The organism is Pandoraea sp. CB10b_02, assembly GCF_002216225.1.
Lineage (GTDB): Bacteria > Pseudomonadota > Gammaproteobacteria > Burkholderiales > Burkholderiaceae > Pandoraea > Pandoraea nosoerga.
Window position 1 is genome coordinate 1 of the sequence record NZ_NJGW02000012.1, and the last position, 16,843, is coordinate 16,843.

Annotated in this window: 13 protein-coding genes; 6 read left to right on the top strand and 7 right to left on the bottom strand. The window is 59.1% G+C overall.

What is annotated here, in order from left to right; genetic code table 11:
* Positions 1-235: 235 nt before the first annotated feature.
* Positions 236-3,316: a plasmid replication protein, CyRepA1 family gene (locus CDN36_RS14000; RefSeq protein WP_287497024.1), complete on the bottom strand. Its 3,081-nt coding sequence runs from the start codon at positions 3,314-3,316 to the stop codon at positions 236-238.
* 187 nt (positions 3,317-3,503) lie between these two features.
* Here CDN36_RS14000 and CDN36_RS14005 point away from each other — a divergent pair, with 187 nt between their 5' ends.
* From CDN36_RS14005 to CDN36_RS14015, 3 genes are all read left to right on the top strand, one after another.
* Positions 3,504-4,709, top strand: a complete 1,206-nt coding sequence (locus tag CDN36_RS14005) for a tyrosine-type recombinase/integrase (RefSeq protein ID WP_287497025.1) — start codon at positions 3,504-3,506, stop codon at positions 4,707-4,709.
* Between the two features lie 521 nt (positions 4,710-5,230).
* Complete coding sequence (locus CDN36_RS14010; protein ID WP_287497026.1) at positions 5,231-5,485, top strand: hypothetical protein; 255 nt, start codon at positions 5,231-5,233, stop codon at positions 5,483-5,485.
* A 193-nt stretch (positions 5,486-5,678) separates the two neighbouring features.
* A complete protein-coding gene (locus CDN36_RS14015; protein WP_287497027.1) occupies positions 5,679-6,143 on the top strand; it encodes a hypothetical protein in 465 nt (154 codons plus the stop codon).
* Between the two features lie 253 nt (positions 6,144-6,396).
* On the opposite strand, the gene CDN36_RS14020 is transcribed toward CDN36_RS14015, so the two are convergent.
* On the bottom strand, positions 6,397-6,939 hold the full coding sequence (locus tag CDN36_RS14020) for a YniB family protein (RefSeq protein WP_287497028.1): 543 nt from the start codon (positions 6,937-6,939) through the stop codon (positions 6,397-6,399).
* Between the two features lie 1,002 nt (positions 6,940-7,941).
* Between CDN36_RS14020 and ggt the strand changes: the two genes are divergently transcribed.
* Positions 7,942-9,543 (top strand): gamma-glutamyltransferase, encoded by a 1,602-nt coding sequence (gene ggt / locus CDN36_RS14025; protein ID WP_502920364.1) that lies wholly within the window; start codon positions 7,942-7,944, stop codon positions 9,541-9,543.
* Between the two features lie 126 nt (positions 9,544-9,669).
* Here ggt and CDN36_RS14030 read toward each other — a convergent pair whose 3' ends face one another.
* From CDN36_RS14030 to zapE, 4 genes are all read right to left on the bottom strand, one after another.
* A complete protein-coding gene (locus CDN36_RS14030; RefSeq protein ID WP_287497029.1) occupies positions 9,670-10,284 on the bottom strand; it encodes a pyridoxamine 5'-phosphate oxidase family protein in 615 nt (204 codons plus the stop codon).
* Between the two features lie 253 nt (positions 10,285-10,537).
* Positions 10,538-10,765, bottom strand: coding sequence for a hypothetical protein (locus CDN36_RS14035; protein ID WP_147284595.1), 228 nt, complete (start codon positions 10,763-10,765; stop codon positions 10,538-10,540).
* A 236-nt stretch (positions 10,766-11,001) separates the two neighbouring features.
* On the bottom strand, positions 11,002-12,021 hold the full coding sequence (locus CDN36_RS14040) for a hypothetical protein (RefSeq protein WP_287497030.1): 1,020 nt from the start codon (positions 12,019-12,021) through the stop codon (positions 11,002-11,004).
* A 319-nt stretch (positions 12,022-12,340) separates the two neighbouring features.
* Entirely contained in the window at positions 12,341-13,444 is a 1,104-nt protein-coding gene (zapE, locus tag CDN36_RS14045) for a cell division protein ZapE (protein ID WP_287497031.1), read from the bottom strand.
* Between the two features lie 373 nt (positions 13,445-13,817).
* Here zapE and CDN36_RS14055 point away from each other — a divergent pair, with 373 nt between their 5' ends.
* On the top strand, positions 13,818-14,351 hold the full coding sequence (locus CDN36_RS14055) for a glyoxalase superfamily protein (RefSeq protein ID WP_150554646.1): 534 nt from the start codon (positions 13,818-13,820) through the stop codon (positions 14,349-14,351).
* 231 nt (positions 14,352-14,582) lie between these two features.
* Positions 14,583-15,440, top strand: a complete 858-nt coding sequence (locus CDN36_RS14060) for an arylamine N-acetyltransferase family protein (RefSeq protein WP_287497032.1) — start codon at positions 14,583-14,585, stop codon at positions 15,438-15,440.
* Between the two features lie 76 nt (positions 15,441-15,516).
* Here the strand turns inward: CDN36_RS14060 and CDN36_RS14065 are convergent, their stop codons facing one another.
* Positions 15,517-16,746 (bottom strand): MFS transporter, encoded by a 1,230-nt coding sequence (locus tag CDN36_RS14065; protein WP_287497033.1) that lies wholly within the window; start codon positions 16,744-16,746, stop codon positions 15,517-15,519.
* Between the last annotated feature and the right edge of the window lie 97 nt (positions 16,747-16,843).

Here is a 16,843-nt window from a genome sequence, read left to right on the forward strand (position 1 = left end):
CAACGCCAGCCCGAACGAATTCGCAAGTATTTCGAGCACGGCCCTGTTCGCTATGCAGCTTGATACAAGTTCACAGGGGCCGGATCAATAAAAGACGTGATCCCGGAAATCCCCGCATAGAAAAGCGCAGGATCCGGGCAAACAAGTGGATGGCGAGAACGCCATCCACTTGTTTTCACTGTCTTGGTCCGAAGGACCGTCAGCAGGTCCCACGGTATCAGCATGGGGTGATGGACTACTTACGCTTCTTCTTGCTCGGAAGCGTGTTGACGCTCAACCCTTTCGCGACCCTCTTCTCTTCGATCTTTTTCAAAGCGAGCTTCATCTCGTCCTCCGAGAAATTCTCGCTATCGATGATCTGTTGGATCTTCTTGCGCATTGCCGCCTCGCGAGCGCTGCGAATGGACATAAGCCGTTCGACGGATTCGCGGTCCAGCCGGTAGTGATAGATGGTCCTTTCACCGTTTTTGCGCGTAGTTTCCACACGATCATGCGTCAATCCGATGTATTTCAGAAACTCTCCAAGTTGTTGCATCGGATTCTTCATCAGTTTGGCTCGGATTCTGATTCCGGGGAGAATCTGTTCGATTTCCGACTTGCGATCAATACACATCTCGCTAAATGCTTTGAGGTTATGCGAGGTATAGGTAATTCCAGCGTCGAACCGGCCGCCCGTTTGCGAGTAAATCCCTGCCGCGCTCAGCAACGAAGCGATGAGTTCAGCCTGCCGTCTATTAAAGGAGGTGCCTTGCTCGTTGATCGATTTCGCGTACGTTGGCTTTTCGCCTGAGAGTTCGAGCAAACCCTCAAATCGAGCGAACTTGTCGCGGAGTGCCCCCTTGTCAAAAAGACTCACGTTCTCGTACGTGATGTCTTCACAGAAAAAGTCTTCAGCGTAATACCGGTCAATCATGGCCTGTTCTTCGGGCGAGATCGTGCTGGACTCGCGCAGCTTCCGCAAAACTGCCGCCGTGTGCTCGTTGATTTTGTCTGCATTGAGAACCATGTTTACCTCGCGGTCGTGCTGACGGTCGCGGGCGCTATCGTCAATCGACTTTGCGATCTTGATCGCCTCGCTGTCCTTCTCGATAAGCTTAACCGTCCAGCCGTTCGCTTCGCGCAATTTCGTCCAGTTGGCACGAAGGTTGTTCAGCGACGCGCGCTTGTACGCCAGGATGTGAGCGTAGATGTGGACAAACGGTTCGTCATGACGCGGACTCATGATTCCAGTCGAGTCGTCGAGCTTGCCGAAATGACTCATCCCTTGTTCGAACTGCACGATATCGTGTTTGATCATCTCAATATCGGTCTCGACATGGAAGCGCTCGTTTGAGATCCAGACGTGAACCTCCTTCGGGTGCCGGACGCGACAGATTTGTTGATCAATGTCGAAGTGCGTATTCACTTGAGGGTGAAAGATCCCGAATACGGCATCGACCATCTCGGCGTTTTCATCAAACGTGATATCAACACCCGTACCGATAGATGGGGAGGCGATCAGCACATCGTATTTCAAATACTCGTTCTTGATGTCACGCAGAAACGCAGCTACCTCAGGAGTCTTAGAATTATCGGAGGTGATGGTCATGACACGCCGCTGACCATCGAATTCGTGGTTGATCACCTCTGCCAACGTCAGCGCTTCGCGGCGGGAGTTGGTGCAGATATAGACGCGCTTTTTCTGCTCCACCGCCGCCATCATTTGTGAAATGAGTTGGTAGCGGCTTTGGTAGAGAGGAACTTCCTGCTGCAAAGGCATGGGATCATTCACGACGAGGGTCGTAACGTCGTCTGGATACACTGAGCCAATCAACTTGGCGAACATGAGCGTTGGCAGATTCAGATCGGCATCAAGGTAATAGCGGAACTTCGCGTTCCGGATGAAGTAACGCAGCTTATCGAACGTCGAAACCCGATCTTTTCGCATCGTGTCGGAGTCAAAGATGTGACCCAACACTTGCTCCGCCTCGTCGATGATGACGATGTCATAGCGCATGATCTCCGTGTTCATGCGACGGTCGATGCTATCTGCGCAAATTGCGAAGTATGCCGACGGGCGGCGTTGCTTGCGTCCCTTCCTTGGCGTGGGGGATTCGTCACTCTCCTCCTCAAGGTCGACCCCGTCCTCAATATAGCAGTCGATTCCAAGACGTTGCGCCAGTCCCTGCAAGAGCGTCGTTCGATGGCCCACAACGAGAACAGACTTGTTCTCATTCTTCGCGGTCGCGACGATTTCCTGAAGCAACTGGGTCTTTCCCGATCCCTTAGGGCTGCGGATGAGGATGCTGCCGGGGAGAAGGAAGTCCGGTTTCTGCAAATATGGCGTACAGGTGCGGGTGGAGAATTCCTTCAGATCGTTCGTGAGGAAGTTCAGCGTGAGGGTGTACGGATCATCGGGTATTCCCATATCGAAAACGGAACTCACCGCATTTGCGAACTGGACAGGTGGAAGAGACGTGATCGGCGGCAGAATCCGTGCGTTAATAATCTGGTCGAAACGACCAAGGTCAAACTCCGTCTCAGAGCGGTCAGCCCAGTACGTGCAACTGCAAGCATGGCAACGCACGCCGACGCCACCGATCGAACTACGCACGACGAAGGCGCTCGGATTGTTGTCAATGTGGACGGGGCAGTGAACCTTTGTCATCCTCCGCGCATGTTTGAGGGCAATAGCGCCCCCGCTCGCCGTGGACAGCAGCTGATTGGGGGACAACTTGACGTTCGATCGCACCGTTTGTCCGCGGCGATCACGCCCGTACTCATTCTTGATTTTTGCTGCACGAATTGCGACAAGGTCGTTGCCTGGAGCAAGCAGCGTCTTAACCTCGTCGCTCGGCAAGTGATTGCCGATGATCCAAGTCTGAGCGTCCGTATTGCCGAAGCTAACCCGAGCCGCGTCAGTGCACGCACGGTCGCCGCCGAACTTGCGAATCAGACCGTTCGTAGCGAGCTTGAGTGCTGCCGCGTCGATGATCGGTTCCTCAAGCGGGAAAATCAGGCGGAAGTGGTGCTCTTCGTCCGTGTGACTTGCCGTCGTGTATACAAGGCCCGCGAAATTCTTGACGAAGTCTGAGTCGAGCGCGGCTTGAATCGTCAGCGAGGTCAATTTGCTTTCGAAGTCGATGTCGACCATCAGATAATCCGCTTGCAGAAAATTATCTGAATCGCGCACTTCGTCGGAGTAGGCGTAGGAGAACGCGTAGCCCTGCTTCACATGGTCTGCGAGCTGTGCGACAGAACAGTCGACGGTATTCCACGGCTGGTTCCAGCCAGTTTTACTCTTGTTGATGATGTGTTTGTTGATAGAAATTTTCATGTTTGATTGGTTTGAGGTGAGTTGCTTGATAGCGATGCTTGAGGCGCATGGTTGCGCTCCGGGACGAGTCATTCGGGTTTGCTTCGGTTGGCTAAAAGTGTTTTCGATACACCTCCATAGTGGTTAGAAATTTGTGGTCCAAGTGCGAGGTCTGGCGTACGGTGTCCCCCGGATTGGGAGACTGACGATGGGCCTGCACAAGAGACCGAATAGCAAAAACTGGTTTTACAGTTTTCAGCTTCGAGGTAAGCGATACCTTGGTTCGACCGGAACGACGAATAAGACGGCCGCGGCGCAGGTGGAACGAGACATGCGCGCAAAAGCGCACGCCCGTGAGTTTCTCGGTCACGCGGATGAGATCAGCCTGAATACGGCGATAACCCGGTACATCGAGAGTCGAAGGGATAAACCGTTCTCGGAGATCATGGGCAGCTACCACCGAAAGGTCTTCGGCGAGAAGCGAGTTCCGCGTAACGGCGGTATCAAGCCGTGCTTCGGGTTGCCCCGCACGCTCATGCTTCATGAACTGACGACCCGGGACGTGGAGCGTATTGTTCAGGCGCGAAAGATTGAAGGCAGCGCTCCCCAGACGATCAAACACGAGTTGGGCTTGATCCGAGCGTCCATGAACGAGATGGGACGCCTTGGATACCGCGTAAATCGAGAGGTGATCTTCCCGACAATCCGCACCCAGTCCCGGTTGCGATACCTTGACCAGAAGGAAGAGGCGGCATTGCTGGCGGCGCTGGATCCCCAAATGCTGCTCAGCGAGCGCATCGCTGAAAAGCTGCACACTCCCGCGATGGTTCGCATGATTCAGGACAACTACGACCTGACGGTCTTCCTGTTGGATACGGGGTGCAGATACTCGGAGGCAGCGAACATTCCTTGGTCGGCCATCAATCTCGAAGAGCGATCGATCAACCTCTACCGGTCCAAAGTGAAGAATGAGAGTGTGGTGTACATGCCCGAACGGTTGTTCGAGGTGATGTCGCGACGCGCTGCCGTCAGGAGTACAGGGCAGCGTCACGTCTTCGAAAATAAGCAAGGGGAAGCCCGTGGCTACTGCACGAAGGCGATATTGAAGGCCGTTGAACGTGCTGGCCTCAACGACCCGAAGGTCGTCAAGGAGCGCGGCGGTCGCGTGACCGTGCACACTTTGCGTCACACATTCGCGAGCAAGCTGGCACGTTCCGGCATCAGCCTGTACGAGGTGTCCGTGTTGCTTGGTCACTCGGACCCCAAGATGACGCAGCGGTACGCGCACCTTGCACCGAACGAAGCTAGCCGACGAGCCGTTCATGTTATTGACCTCGCGACGCGCTTTGCGGGCGGGCGTAAAGACGGCTGCGCGTCCGAAGGCGCGGATTCATGCGCCGCCTACGGCGAATGATGGAGGGGGGCGGTGCGTCGTGGTTGGGGATGTGGAGATTCATAGAATTTGTATTGGTTGGTCGTTAATTGAAATGACCAGCCGATTCTATGAATGAGGGAATTTGTTGTCTAACGCAGGAAATTCCGTGGAGAGAGAGGGGTTTTCAGAGAAGTGAAAGAATCGTCGGGAACCGGGTATTACCGAATAATTAGCGATTCGTGAGGTCGGGTCGTTACGCGGAGACCCCAAAGGACGGGAACGGAATTTATAAGCTGTAAACGTGTATTTTCGGTATCGGAAAAAATCAGAAATATTTTCAGTTTTATTTGCAGTCTGCCTATTGACAACAAATTAGGTTGACCGATTCTGGTGTCGAAACCTCGTGTTCCCCGTGTATTTGGGCACCCATTTTGCCCCAGCAGGGTGAAATAACTCATTGATTAATTATTAATATTCTCTCTTCTCGTTATCCCGCAGGGTGGTTGTCAAGGGCGGGAGAGATGTTGGATCGTGATCTGGTCACGTAAACAGGAGATGTCATGGACGACCAGATGGACGACGCACGACGAGGTGAGGGGCGTGATTGCGGGGTTGTCGGCGATACCGTGACGGGGTACGCGGAGGCCGAGGGCAAGACGAAGATGCAGATCGCGACGGAAATCTACAAGCGGATGATGCGTCGCAAGCAGGTGACGCGGAAGGAGATCATCGAGCAGTTCGTCGCGGTGGCTGGGCTTTCGAAGGACGGGGCGAGCACCTACTACCAGATGATCAAGCGGCGGTATGATCGATGAGCTTCCCCGTGTGTTCGGATTCCGTGGTTGGTTTGGCGTGGCAGTTGCTGCTTAACGTGGTCGTTGATCCGAATGACCAGATACGGAAGTTGACGTATCGCCGGTTTCAGGTACTCTGGCTAGATTGGCTGACATCACGAGAACGGCCGGTGCTGTCTACATAACTAGTTAGACCTTGCTACGGGAGGCGCCATTGTCAAAGCCAAAGGTTGTCTTTGTTGTAGGCCATTCGAACTGGGGGAAATCTCAAACACTTTGCGCCTTGACTCATGGTTCGCATCGTGTGCGTCGAACGAAAATTGATGGCATTGAATACTTCATCCGGCGCATGTCCAACGATGACCAACCAGAGGGCTTCGTTAAGCGGATGAAGGCGATGCACCCTGACCGTTGGCCTCAAATTCTGGCGGCAGTCTGTCCTGACTTTGACGATCCTGAAAAGGATACAGCCGCTGTTCTTCAATCCTTGCGCGACAGCGGATACAAGCTCTACTTCTGGGTTTTAGGATGCCAATATGGCACGAACAACCGGATTCCTTCCGCTGATATTTCTCGCTTGCGTTCGTTCGGTGACGTCGAGATTTTTGACGAAATAGCTGAGGCCGACGTGAGGGCGAGAAAATTTAAAGCCTATATCATCGGTGTGAGCAAGAACTAGCCCACCATTCCAACGGATCAATTACGAAGGCTACCGAATTCAATCATCGGCCAGCCTATTTTTTGCATCGAATTCCCCCCAAAATTGTTGACCCCCGGAGGCTGTTGGGCAGAAGTTTTGCACGTGATAGGAACGGTTGATTACTACGATGCAGCATGGGTACAAGCGTCAACCATCGAATCCCGATATGCGCATTATCAGGGCTCCTTCTTTGGAGCCTTTTTCTTATGGCGGCGCGACAGTTCAAGGCGGCTCAGGTTAAATGGAATACTTTCCCTGCGATTAGCAAAGCGATGCCTACGATGAAAGGCGCGAGGTAGAGGGAGTGAATTAGCGTCCATCGGTTTGGCTTGACGGTTGGTACTTCGACGTCAGTATCCATCTTCATGGGAACAGTACGACCGGCTAGCGATGACGCAATCTGATATTCCTGGTAGCCCTTCCGAATCCGAGACAGCGTACTCATGAGATCAAATGCTCGGCGGACTTGGCTCAGACCGAATATACCAACCAAATAGATCACGATAACGAATAGGTTCCGTGAGCTTAGGTATTCTTCCTGCGTTGGTACGGGCGAGTACTTCCACAACGTCTCCAAGTAAGGCGTACTCCAGCTATAAAACGCCCAGATTAGACCTTTCAGCCCGCGAGCGAAAACTGCCGCTCCGCTCATGGCATCGCCGACGTACACCCATTTGAGCATTGAAATGAACGTTGAAAGTGTCCCGATGCCACCTAACGTTGTGCCAATGAGCAAGTTGCGGAAAATCACTGCCTTCGCCTCGTTATATGTCATAGCACCTCTTGATGAGAGTTCAGTTCAACATAACGATTAACGGCACACGCCATCGGAACTTCAATCGCTCTGTGATTCTCTTTAGCCGACGAAAAACGGTGGGAGTACTTCTGGTGACGCCCCATGAAGAAATCATGGAGGTTGGGATGAAAGCTGGAGCGCAACGACGCGGAGTTTCACGCCGCGTCGTTATGGTTCGAGCCTTGGGAAGCTAGGGTATTACCATTATACGACGCCCGCGAAGAGCGCTATTTTACGCGGGGTTGGGCGTGTTTGGCAATCCGTGCGTGGCGTTGTCAGGTGCGATTTTGGGATGAGAGTTCGGGGACCGATTTCCATCGCACGCGCTTTTTGCGATTCCCTCGGTCTGGTTTCAGGCGGTGTTCAGGCTTTCTTGGTCACGCCTCCCAGTAGCCTGCGATATAAGCGATTTCAGCATTAACCATGCGTTTGTTTGTCGTGGATTTCGCCGCAAACGTGAAGAGCCGGGATCGGCGGAACGTCTAAGACAGACATCGCCCCGATTCGCATCACGCGAGGCCACAACTCGCTTTCCATCAGGAATGTGATCGGACCGCCGTACTAGGCGCGGGAATCTGGTCAGCCCTTCCATTTCATTTCCGCCGGTTTAACGACTTTCCACAACGGATTTTTGTCAATGTCGTTTCTCGCATCACAGATTTCGAACGAAATCACCTCATAAATGCGCTTTGCTGATATGCGCCTGCGATAAGTGTTTTTGCGTAGAGATGTCGCGTAGCTTTGCGGATTTCTTTGGGTTTTTAGTCTGATATATCTAACCCCGTTTTGCAAAGGAGATGGTTTATCCAGCAATAGCAATTTAAAAAAGGGGGGACGTAAATGGACGGCATTTTTCTGTACGCGCGCACCTGGATGGCGGTGGGGGCCTTGACGTTCTGTGCGGCGGCCGGCGCGGCCGAGTCGACCGGGGCGTATTGCGAGACACCGGCCCAATGCACAAACCCGATGGCGACAAATGGCATGGTCACTTCGTCAAACTACCTCGCCACGCAAGCCGGTCTTGATGTGCTCCGGCGAGGAGGGAATGCCGTCGATGCAGCGATAGCCGTCGCATCGACCATCGCCGTCGTCTATCCGCAGATGAATACTATCGGCGGCGATAATTTCTGGCTGATTTACAACGCCAGAACGAAAGAACTTCGCGCATTGAACGCAAGCGGCCGGGCGGGCGAAAACGCCACCATCAAGTTCTATCGGGACAAGGGGCTGGGCACGATTCCTTCCCGCGGCTATCTTTCGGTCAATACGGTCCCCGGCGCCGTGTCCGGATGGAGTGAGGCATACCGATACGCGCACGAGACAATGCGCCGGAGCCTGCCGTGGAAGGATCTGCTGCGCGACGCCATCACCTATGCCAGAGACGGTTTCGTCGTCACACCTTCCGTCGCGAAGTGGGAAGCCGTCAACGTCGACGTCTCCGACAAGGTGTATCGCAATCTCCAACAGTTCGAGGGCTTCCGGCGGACGTTTCTCAGACCCGACGGCTCGCCGTATCGAGTCGGTGACATCCTGAAACAGCCCGATCTGGCGCGCTCGCTGACGCTCATCGCCGATAACGGCGCCGACGCGTTCTACAAAGGCGAAATCGCCGAGAAGATCGTCACGGAACTGCAGGCGAACGGGGGCATGCTCACGCGCCGCGACTTCGCGAAGCATCATGCGGACTGGGTTCAACCCATTTCGGTAACGTACCGCGGTTTCCAAGTCTACAATTTCCCGCCCAACACGCAGGGCTTCGCTTCGCTCGAGATTCTCAACATCCTCAATCAATACGATGTGAAGTCGCTGGGCGAAGGGTTCGCCGACTACTACCATCTGCTTGTCGAGGCGACCAAGCAGGCGTTCGCGGACCGGGACAAATATCTCTCCGACCCCGACTTCGTCAGGATACCCCTGGCCGACTTGTTGTCCGTGCGGCACGCGAAGGCGCAGGCCGCGCGCATTGATATGCGCAAGGCCGACAACGACGTAAGGCCGATGGACCCGACGGGGGACACCGTATGGTTCGGTGTCGTCGACAACGATGGCAACGCCGTCTCGCTGATCCAGAGCATCTACTACGACTTCGGCTCCGGCATCGTGCCTGCAGGCACGGGAGTGTTGTTGCAAAACCGCGGCTCGTTCTTCTCGCTCGATCCGAACCACGTCAACCATCTCGCGCCGAACAAGCGAACCTTCCATACGCTCAATCCGGCAATGTTGCTCAAGGACGGCAAACCTTTCCTCGTCTACGGAACGATGGGCGGCGAGGGCCAGCCGCAGACGCAGGCGGCGATCGTCACGCGCATGGTCGACTTCGGGATGTCGCCGCAAGATGCGATCAACGCCCCGCGGTGGCTGTACGGCCGGACGTGGGGCGTCTCATCGAACGATCTCAAGATCGAGTCGCGCGTCCCGGCAACGGTCGCAGACGAACTCAAGCGCCGCGGTCATCCGGTAAAGGTTGTCGAGAAATTCACCGATACGATGGGACACGCCGGCGTGATTCAGGTCGATGCCTCCACCGGCGTGTTGCGCGGTGCGGCGGACCCGCGCGGGGACGGCCTGGCTGCCGGCTACTGACGGGCGCCTGTCATTGAACGCGCGGCCGTGGTGCGGGGCACGGCAGTGCGACGAGACCGCTCGGCCATGAGCCGGGCGGCCTGTCCGGGCGGGGGCTGCGCGCTACTCGCCCGCCTTGCCTGCCCCTCAATACAACCCGTCCGCCGTATGCTGCGGCAGATTTCGATCGTAGGCGTCCCCATCGAAATGGCCGCCGCTCAGGCGTCGGTGCATTGCGCCTGTGCTGGGCAGCGCGTCGCGGGGAATCTGGGTTTCCTTGTCCCAAAGCCGGGAACGGACGATCGCTTTGGCGCAATGGAAATACACGCTGTCGACCGAGACCACGATAACCGTTCTCGGCAATTTGCCGTGGATTTCGAAGCGGGAAACCAAGGCGGGATCGACGCAGATGCGCGCGCGTCCGTTGACGCGCAGCGTCTCGCCAACACCCGGAATCAGAAAGAGCAGTGAGACGCGCGGGTCGGCAATGATGTTGCGAAGGTTGTCGATGCGGTTATTGCCCGGCCGATCCGGAATCACGAGCGTTCTTTCGTCCAGGATTTGAACGAATCCCGCCGGATCCCCTTTCGGAGAGCAATCGGTACCTCGATCACCGACGGACGCCAGTACCACGAAAGGGCTTGCCTTCACGAAGGCCTGATAGTCTTCGTTGAGGTAATTCAGTTCCTTCCACAGCGCGCGTTCGCTCGGTTCGCCGTAAATCGCTTCGAGCTGTTCCACGCTGTCAATTTCGTGATTCATACCACGCTCTCGCAAGTGTCGAAACCGCTCGAAACCCGCGGGCGATTTCGGGACGACGTGCCGTTTGCCTCAATGTGCTCGCGCAAAACGGCGGGTAGACGGCCGATGATTGGCCGATAACCGGCAGACAAATGGCGGCCAACTGCCGAATAAACGCGGCATAAAGGTCGACTAAAGGCTGACTAAAGGCCGCCTAAAGACCGAATAAGGCGGACTAAGGCGGACTAAAGGCGAACAAACCGCGGGCAACCGGCTAGCTGTCGATCTTGTCGATGAATGTCAGGACTTGCGCTTCGGCCCGGACCCATGCGTCGTCTGCCGAATATCCCGAAAGGCCGGTGATTTTGGAAAAGTCGGTGAAGAACACGCCGCCTTCCATATGGCCGACCGATGCTACGGCTCTCCAGCCCGAAACCCCGTTGGGCGCGACTCGAATCGTATACGTTCGCTTCCCGTATTGCTTATACATCTGTGTTGGCATGTGACAAACTCCTACCTCTTTTGCCTCATGCTAGCACGCGCCGGTCAAACACCAGAACAAAACGGCTTGCGCGCGACGGGCAACCGAATTCCCGATGTCGGGAGACAGGGAATTCGGAAGGTGCGACCGTCGCGCGCGCAACGCATGTGCCGCGCGACCCGCCGTCGGCGGCCCGCACCGCTTCGGCAGCGGGCGATGGCCGGCGCTATGGCAGAGGCGGCCGGCCCGTAGCCCGTTCAGGCGGGCGCGATCCCGCACTGGCCTCGCCACTCGTTCATCATGTCGTTGCTGACCGGCGCTTCCTCTCCCATCGCGCTTCGGAACTCCTTGAGCTTCGCGTCGTAGCATGCCTGGCCGGCCACCGCCGTCCCCGAATTCGTGCCCGTGACAGGCGTCGGCGCCGGCACTTTGTCGGTGGTGGCGGGAACACCGGCAAGCACGGTCGGGGCGACGAGGGCCACATACGCCTGACCGCGGTTCCTGACGATCTGCCGCAGGTGTGCCGCGAATTGGGCCGATATGTCGGTACGCTGCTTCCCTAGGTCCGAATCGATATCGAAACCAAAATAGAGAGGAAACACGTCGCTGTCCTTCACAACCCACTGGATCACTTCCGTCACCGACTTCACGCCATCGTACTTTCTGTGGAGGTTCGCAATGCTGTTGGCGTATTGGTCCTGGTAGCGCTTCAACGAGCCTTTCAACGACGCCGCGGTCTCACCGGCGTTCGCCTTGTCCAGTTCGGCCTGATAGCGCTGCACCTGAGAGGCGGCATAGGCGCGGGCATCGCCGAGCACCTGCTGCGCTCGCAACGCTTCCGGGCCATCCATGCCGGCAGTCTGCGCCTGGATCTTCTCGTCGATTTGCTGGAGCTCCGCCTTCTTTTCGTCCAGAAGCCTGGCGTAACGGGCGGCATCTCCGGCGGTGCCGTCAATGGCGCTGCTCAGGTTTTCGGTAGCGGCCTTCAGATAGCCGTTGATGTCTTCGATTTGCGCGTCGCGGACCTTGTTCAACTCGGAAACCGCGTCATTGAGCTCGCAGCGGTATTCCACCGCGGATCGGTTGCGTTCGTCCTTGAATGTTTTCCAACTGACGCGTTTGCAAGCCCCACGCTCCGACAGTGCCGAGCCGTAGGTCTGCGTCCGGTCCCCAGGAAGGTCGGCAGCTTTGACCTTGCCAATTTCCGAGTCTTCGCAGCCGGCCAGGAGGGTGCAAAGCCATGCCGCCGCAATGGCATATCGAATGCTCAGTTTCATATTTTTCGCTGTCTCTCGGTAACGACACCCCCGCGCGTTCATGGCCGACGACATCCGTCGCGGTGGCGAGGGTTTGACGTAAAAAAGCGCCTTCGGTCTGCAAATTTCGGCCAAACCGCTAGAGGCATAACGGCAACCGCCCGGAATTATTTAATGGATTAACGACGTGGGGCGGGCATTTTGGCGGCGACACCACCGCCTGCGTGTCCGAGCCGTTCGAACGCTTCGCCGTGCTTGCGCGCCATGGATGTACCCGGTTTCGGAATTTCGGTGCTCTGGCACAGGGCGGGTGGATCGCGATGCGGGGCAAACCGCGTTCTCAGCGCGGGAGCACGAGCGTGCGGCGTTCGTAATCGCGCGAACCCATCTCGGCGAGACGGCTGATCGTGCGCGACAGATCGCGCCGATCGCTCAGCGCGTCCAGGGCGGGGATGAGCGGCGCGTCCGAGGCGATCAGCAAGGAGCACTGACGGTCGTAGCAGATGTCCACCAGCCAGAGAAAACGCTGCAGCGTATCAGGACGCCGCAATCGCTCGACACGCAGTTCGTCGACGATGAGCGCCGACCACCGTTGCGCCAGCGCGAGGTAGTCGAGATGCGAGCGGTGTGCCACACACAGCGCGTCGAAGTCGGCCCATAGCACTCGCTCGCCCGCGCTGCGTGCCCACAGGGCGCGGCCGGCGAGCGAGACCTCCGTGGGGGCGCCCGCCGGCATGCCCTCGATCGCGGCATAGTGTTCGGGCAGCGCCTCACGGGCGAGTTCGAGCGGCGCGATCCAGCGCGGTAGCTGCGCGGGCTCGCCGCCGGTCCGATAGTCGGTGGCGCCGTCGAAATGGACGATGGCAAAGCGTTGCAGGATCACGGAGATCGTCGGCTCGAAACGCGCGTGGAATTCGGGGTCGGGCAGCAATTGCTGCGGCGCATAGTTCGATGTGAGCACCAGCCGCACGCCGCGCGAGAGTGCGATGTCGAGAAAGCGGCCGATGAGCAAAGCGTCGGCGATGTCGTGCACATGGAATTCGTCGAAGCAGAGCAGTTCGACACCACTGAGCCAGCGATGGAAGACGGCAGCAAGGCGATCGTCGCACTTCGGCTCGCGCACGAGCTGACGGTGGACGTCGCGCAGGAATTCGTGAAAATGCACGCGACGCTTCTCGCATGCCGCCACGGCAAACGCCGTGTCGACGATGAGGCTCTTGCCGCGTCCGGGCAAGCCGTGGCAATAGACGCCGCCGTAGTTGCCGCCGCGTTCGCCGTCGCGTTCGCCGTCGCATTTGCCGCTGGAAGCGCCCAGGCGGGCCAGGGCAGAGAGCGCAGAGAGCGCGGAAAGGGCAGAGAGGGCGGCCAGGGCGTCGCGTTGACGGGCGTCGGGGCTAATGTGGCGCGCGGCCAGCGCCTGCATTACGCGCTCGGCATCGATCATGAAAGGCGGACTCCATCGGAACGGTAAGCGGCGCATGCAGCGCCGTTCGGCCTGCGCCACTATACCGGTGCGCGGTGGCCGCGGCCAATGCGGAATTCGGCGTGCAGCCATCGCATTTTGGCATCGCGTTGGGGCATCGCATTGGGGCGTCGCGTTGGGGCGTCCGGGCGGTATCGCGCAGTGTCGCGGCGCCGGCCGCGCCTGCTGCTAGAATCGCGGCCAAGGCCGATGCTGCCTGCCGCTCGCACCCGCTTGCCGGGCACGGTGAAAGCATCGCAGGTCGCATGTCCGTCCCGTTTAGCAGGCGACGCGCATCAGCAACGCGAGCACTGATCGTATCCGTCGTCGCCGAACGTAACCAAGGATGGCAAACATGCGAACCTATCTCGACGCCAAAATCATGGCCAAATCCCTGCGCGAACGTCTCGCGCGCGAGGGTATCGGCATCTCTCATGCACAGGCACTCGAGTCCGTAGCCGCGCAGTTCGGCTTTGCGGACTGGAACGTGCTCGCCGCAAAACTCGCCTGCGCGGCGAACGACGGCATCGCGTTCGACACCGTCGCGCCAATTCACCGCATCTTCGACGAAGCCAAGGCGCGCGAATTCTACGTGGACTTTCTCGGCTTCCAGCTCGACTGGGAGCATCGCTTCGCCGATGGTCTACCGCTGTATTGCCAGGTTTCGCGCGCCGGCATGACACTGCATCTGTCCGGCCATTTCGGCGACGCCAGCCCGGGCGCCACGACGTTCGTGTACATGCGCGGCGTGGAGGCTTATCAGCGCGAGCTGAGCGGCAAGCGTTACCCGAACATGAACCCCGGCATCGAAGAACTCGACTGGGGCAAGCAGATGACGGTGACCGATCCGTTCAACAACCACATTCGTTTCTGCGAAGCCGAGGACTGATCGCCACCGCATGCCGCAGGCTGCGCAACGGCGTAACGATGCGGTGAGTGTGCGCGTGTGTGCGCGTGTGTGCGCCTGCCGCCAGTCTTGGGGCCTTGCCCCGGCCGCCTTCGCCCGCCGGACGCCGTGCGGCAATCCCGCGGGCAGCCGCGGGGCTTTGCCCGCGCATCGCGCTAATGCGCTAACGTATGGGCTCTGCGTATGTCCGCACTCCGTGAAAGGCTGCCCGCCATGTCCCGTCCCTTCGATCCGGAGCGCTATTTTCAGCGCATCGGCTACACCGGCCCGCGTGCCGCGACGCTCGACGTCCTGCGCGCCGTGCACGCACTCCACCCGCGCGCCATCCCGTTCGAGAATCTCGACCCGATCCGGGGCCGCCCGGTCGAGGTCGATCTGCCCTCGGTCGCGGCCAAGCTGGTGGACCGGGAGCGCGGCGGCTACTGCTTCGAGCACAACACACTGTTTGCGAACGTCCTCGCGCATCTCGGCTTTCGGGTGACGCCGCTCATCGGCCGCGTGGCATGGGGGCGAACCTTCGACGCTGAAGCGCCGCTCACGCACATGCTGCTGCGCGTCGACCTCGACGGCCAGGCGTGGCTGGTCGACGTCGGCTTCGGCTCGGTCACGCTGACTTCCCCACTGCGCCTGCACTCGACGCAACCACAGTCGACCGCGCTCGAGACGCTGCAGCTCGACACCGTGCGCACCGGGGACGACGCGCCCGTGAGCGAGTACCGTCTGAGCGTGCAGTCGTCCGGAAAGTGGCTGCCGGTCTATCGCTTCACGCCGCGCCCTGCCGAGTGGATCGACTACAAGCTGGGCAACTGGTACACGTCGAGCGCGCCCGAGTCGATTTTCCGGCAGCACCTGATGGCCTGCCGCGTGCTGCCGCAAGGACGCATCGCGCTGCTCGACACGCGGCTGATCGAGCGCTCACCGCATGGAGAGATCGTCGCCGAGACCGGGATTGCCTCGGCCGCGCAACTCGCGCAGGTGCTGAGCGAGCGCTTTGGCCTCTCGCTCGATGGCATCGACGCCCAAGAACTGTTCGAGCGCGCGCAGGAGGGGGCGGCGAAGTCGGCCAACTGAGCGTCGCGGCACGTCGGGCAAAAAAATGGCCGCCTCCCGAGGGAGGCGGCTTCTTGTCCGCGCGCCGAAGCGGCTATCAGTGCGCGGCGCTCGTACCGGGCCACATCCGCACGGTGAGCGCGCCCAGCGCGGCCAGCGTGGCGAGCGACGCGACGCCCGTCCAGCCCCAGTGCGCCAGGGCCTGCGCGCCGAGCAATGCTCCGATCGACATGCCGATGAACACGCCGACGAAGAGCACGGCATTCAGGCGGCTGCGAGCGGCCGGCTCGATGCCGTAGACGATGGTCTGGTGCGACACCAGCGCCACCTGCACGCCCAGGTCGAAGCCAATGGCGGCCAGCCCGATGAGCCACAACTGCGCACGGGCGCCGAGCATCGGCGCGAGCAGCATCGCGGCAAACGAGACCGCAACCAGGCCGGCGCCGAGACGCGTCACGATCTGCGGACCCTTGCGATCGGCGATACGCCCGGCCAGCGGCGCGCCGAGCGCACCGGCCGCACCCGCCAGGCCAAAGGCCCCGGCAGCGGCCGCGCCAAGGTGGAACGGCGCTTCGTGCAGCATCACCGCCAGCGTGGACCAGAACGCGCTAAAACCCACCGACAGCAGTCCCTGCGCGAATGCCGCACGACGCAAGGCCGGGTGGCGCTTCCACAGGCTCGCGATCGAGCCGATCAACTGGCCGTAGCTCATCTGTGTGGTGGGATGGAACGAAGGCAGGCTGCGCCATGCCACCACGCCGAACGCGGCCACGCTGACTGCGGCGACGACATACATCGCGCGCCAACCGAAGTTCTCCGCGACAAAGCCCGACACCACCCGCGAGAGCAGAATGCCCAGCAGCAGGCCGGTCATCACGGTGCCGACGACACGTCCGCGAATCGACTCCGGTGCGATCGACGCCGCTGCCGGCACGATGTCCTGCGCCATCGTCGCGGTCAGTCCGATCGCCAGGCTCGCGACGAGCAATGTGCCGATCCCCGGAGAGACGGCGGCAACGAGCAGCGCGAGTGTCAGAATCGCGCCCTTGACCAGCACGATGCGACGGCGGTCGATGATGTCGCCCAGCGGCACCAGCAACAGGATGCCCAGCGCGTAGCCGAGCTGGGTGAGCGTCGGCACCCAGCCGACAGTCGTATTGGCCGCATGGATGTCGTCGGTCATGATGCCGAGCATCGGTTGGGCGTAGTACAGCGACGCCACGGTCAGTCCCGTGCCGGTGGCGAGCAGCAGGATCAGACGGGCGGAAAGCGCCGGCTGCGGCCGCGTTGCGGCCTGACCGGCGGTGGAAAGCTGAGCGGAACTCATGCGGGAGGCTCCAATAGGAAAGTACGGGGCGTAGTGTCTCGCTTGGTGCGGTGCAGCGGTAGACCTATAATCCGTACAACCTTTATACGTGAGACGT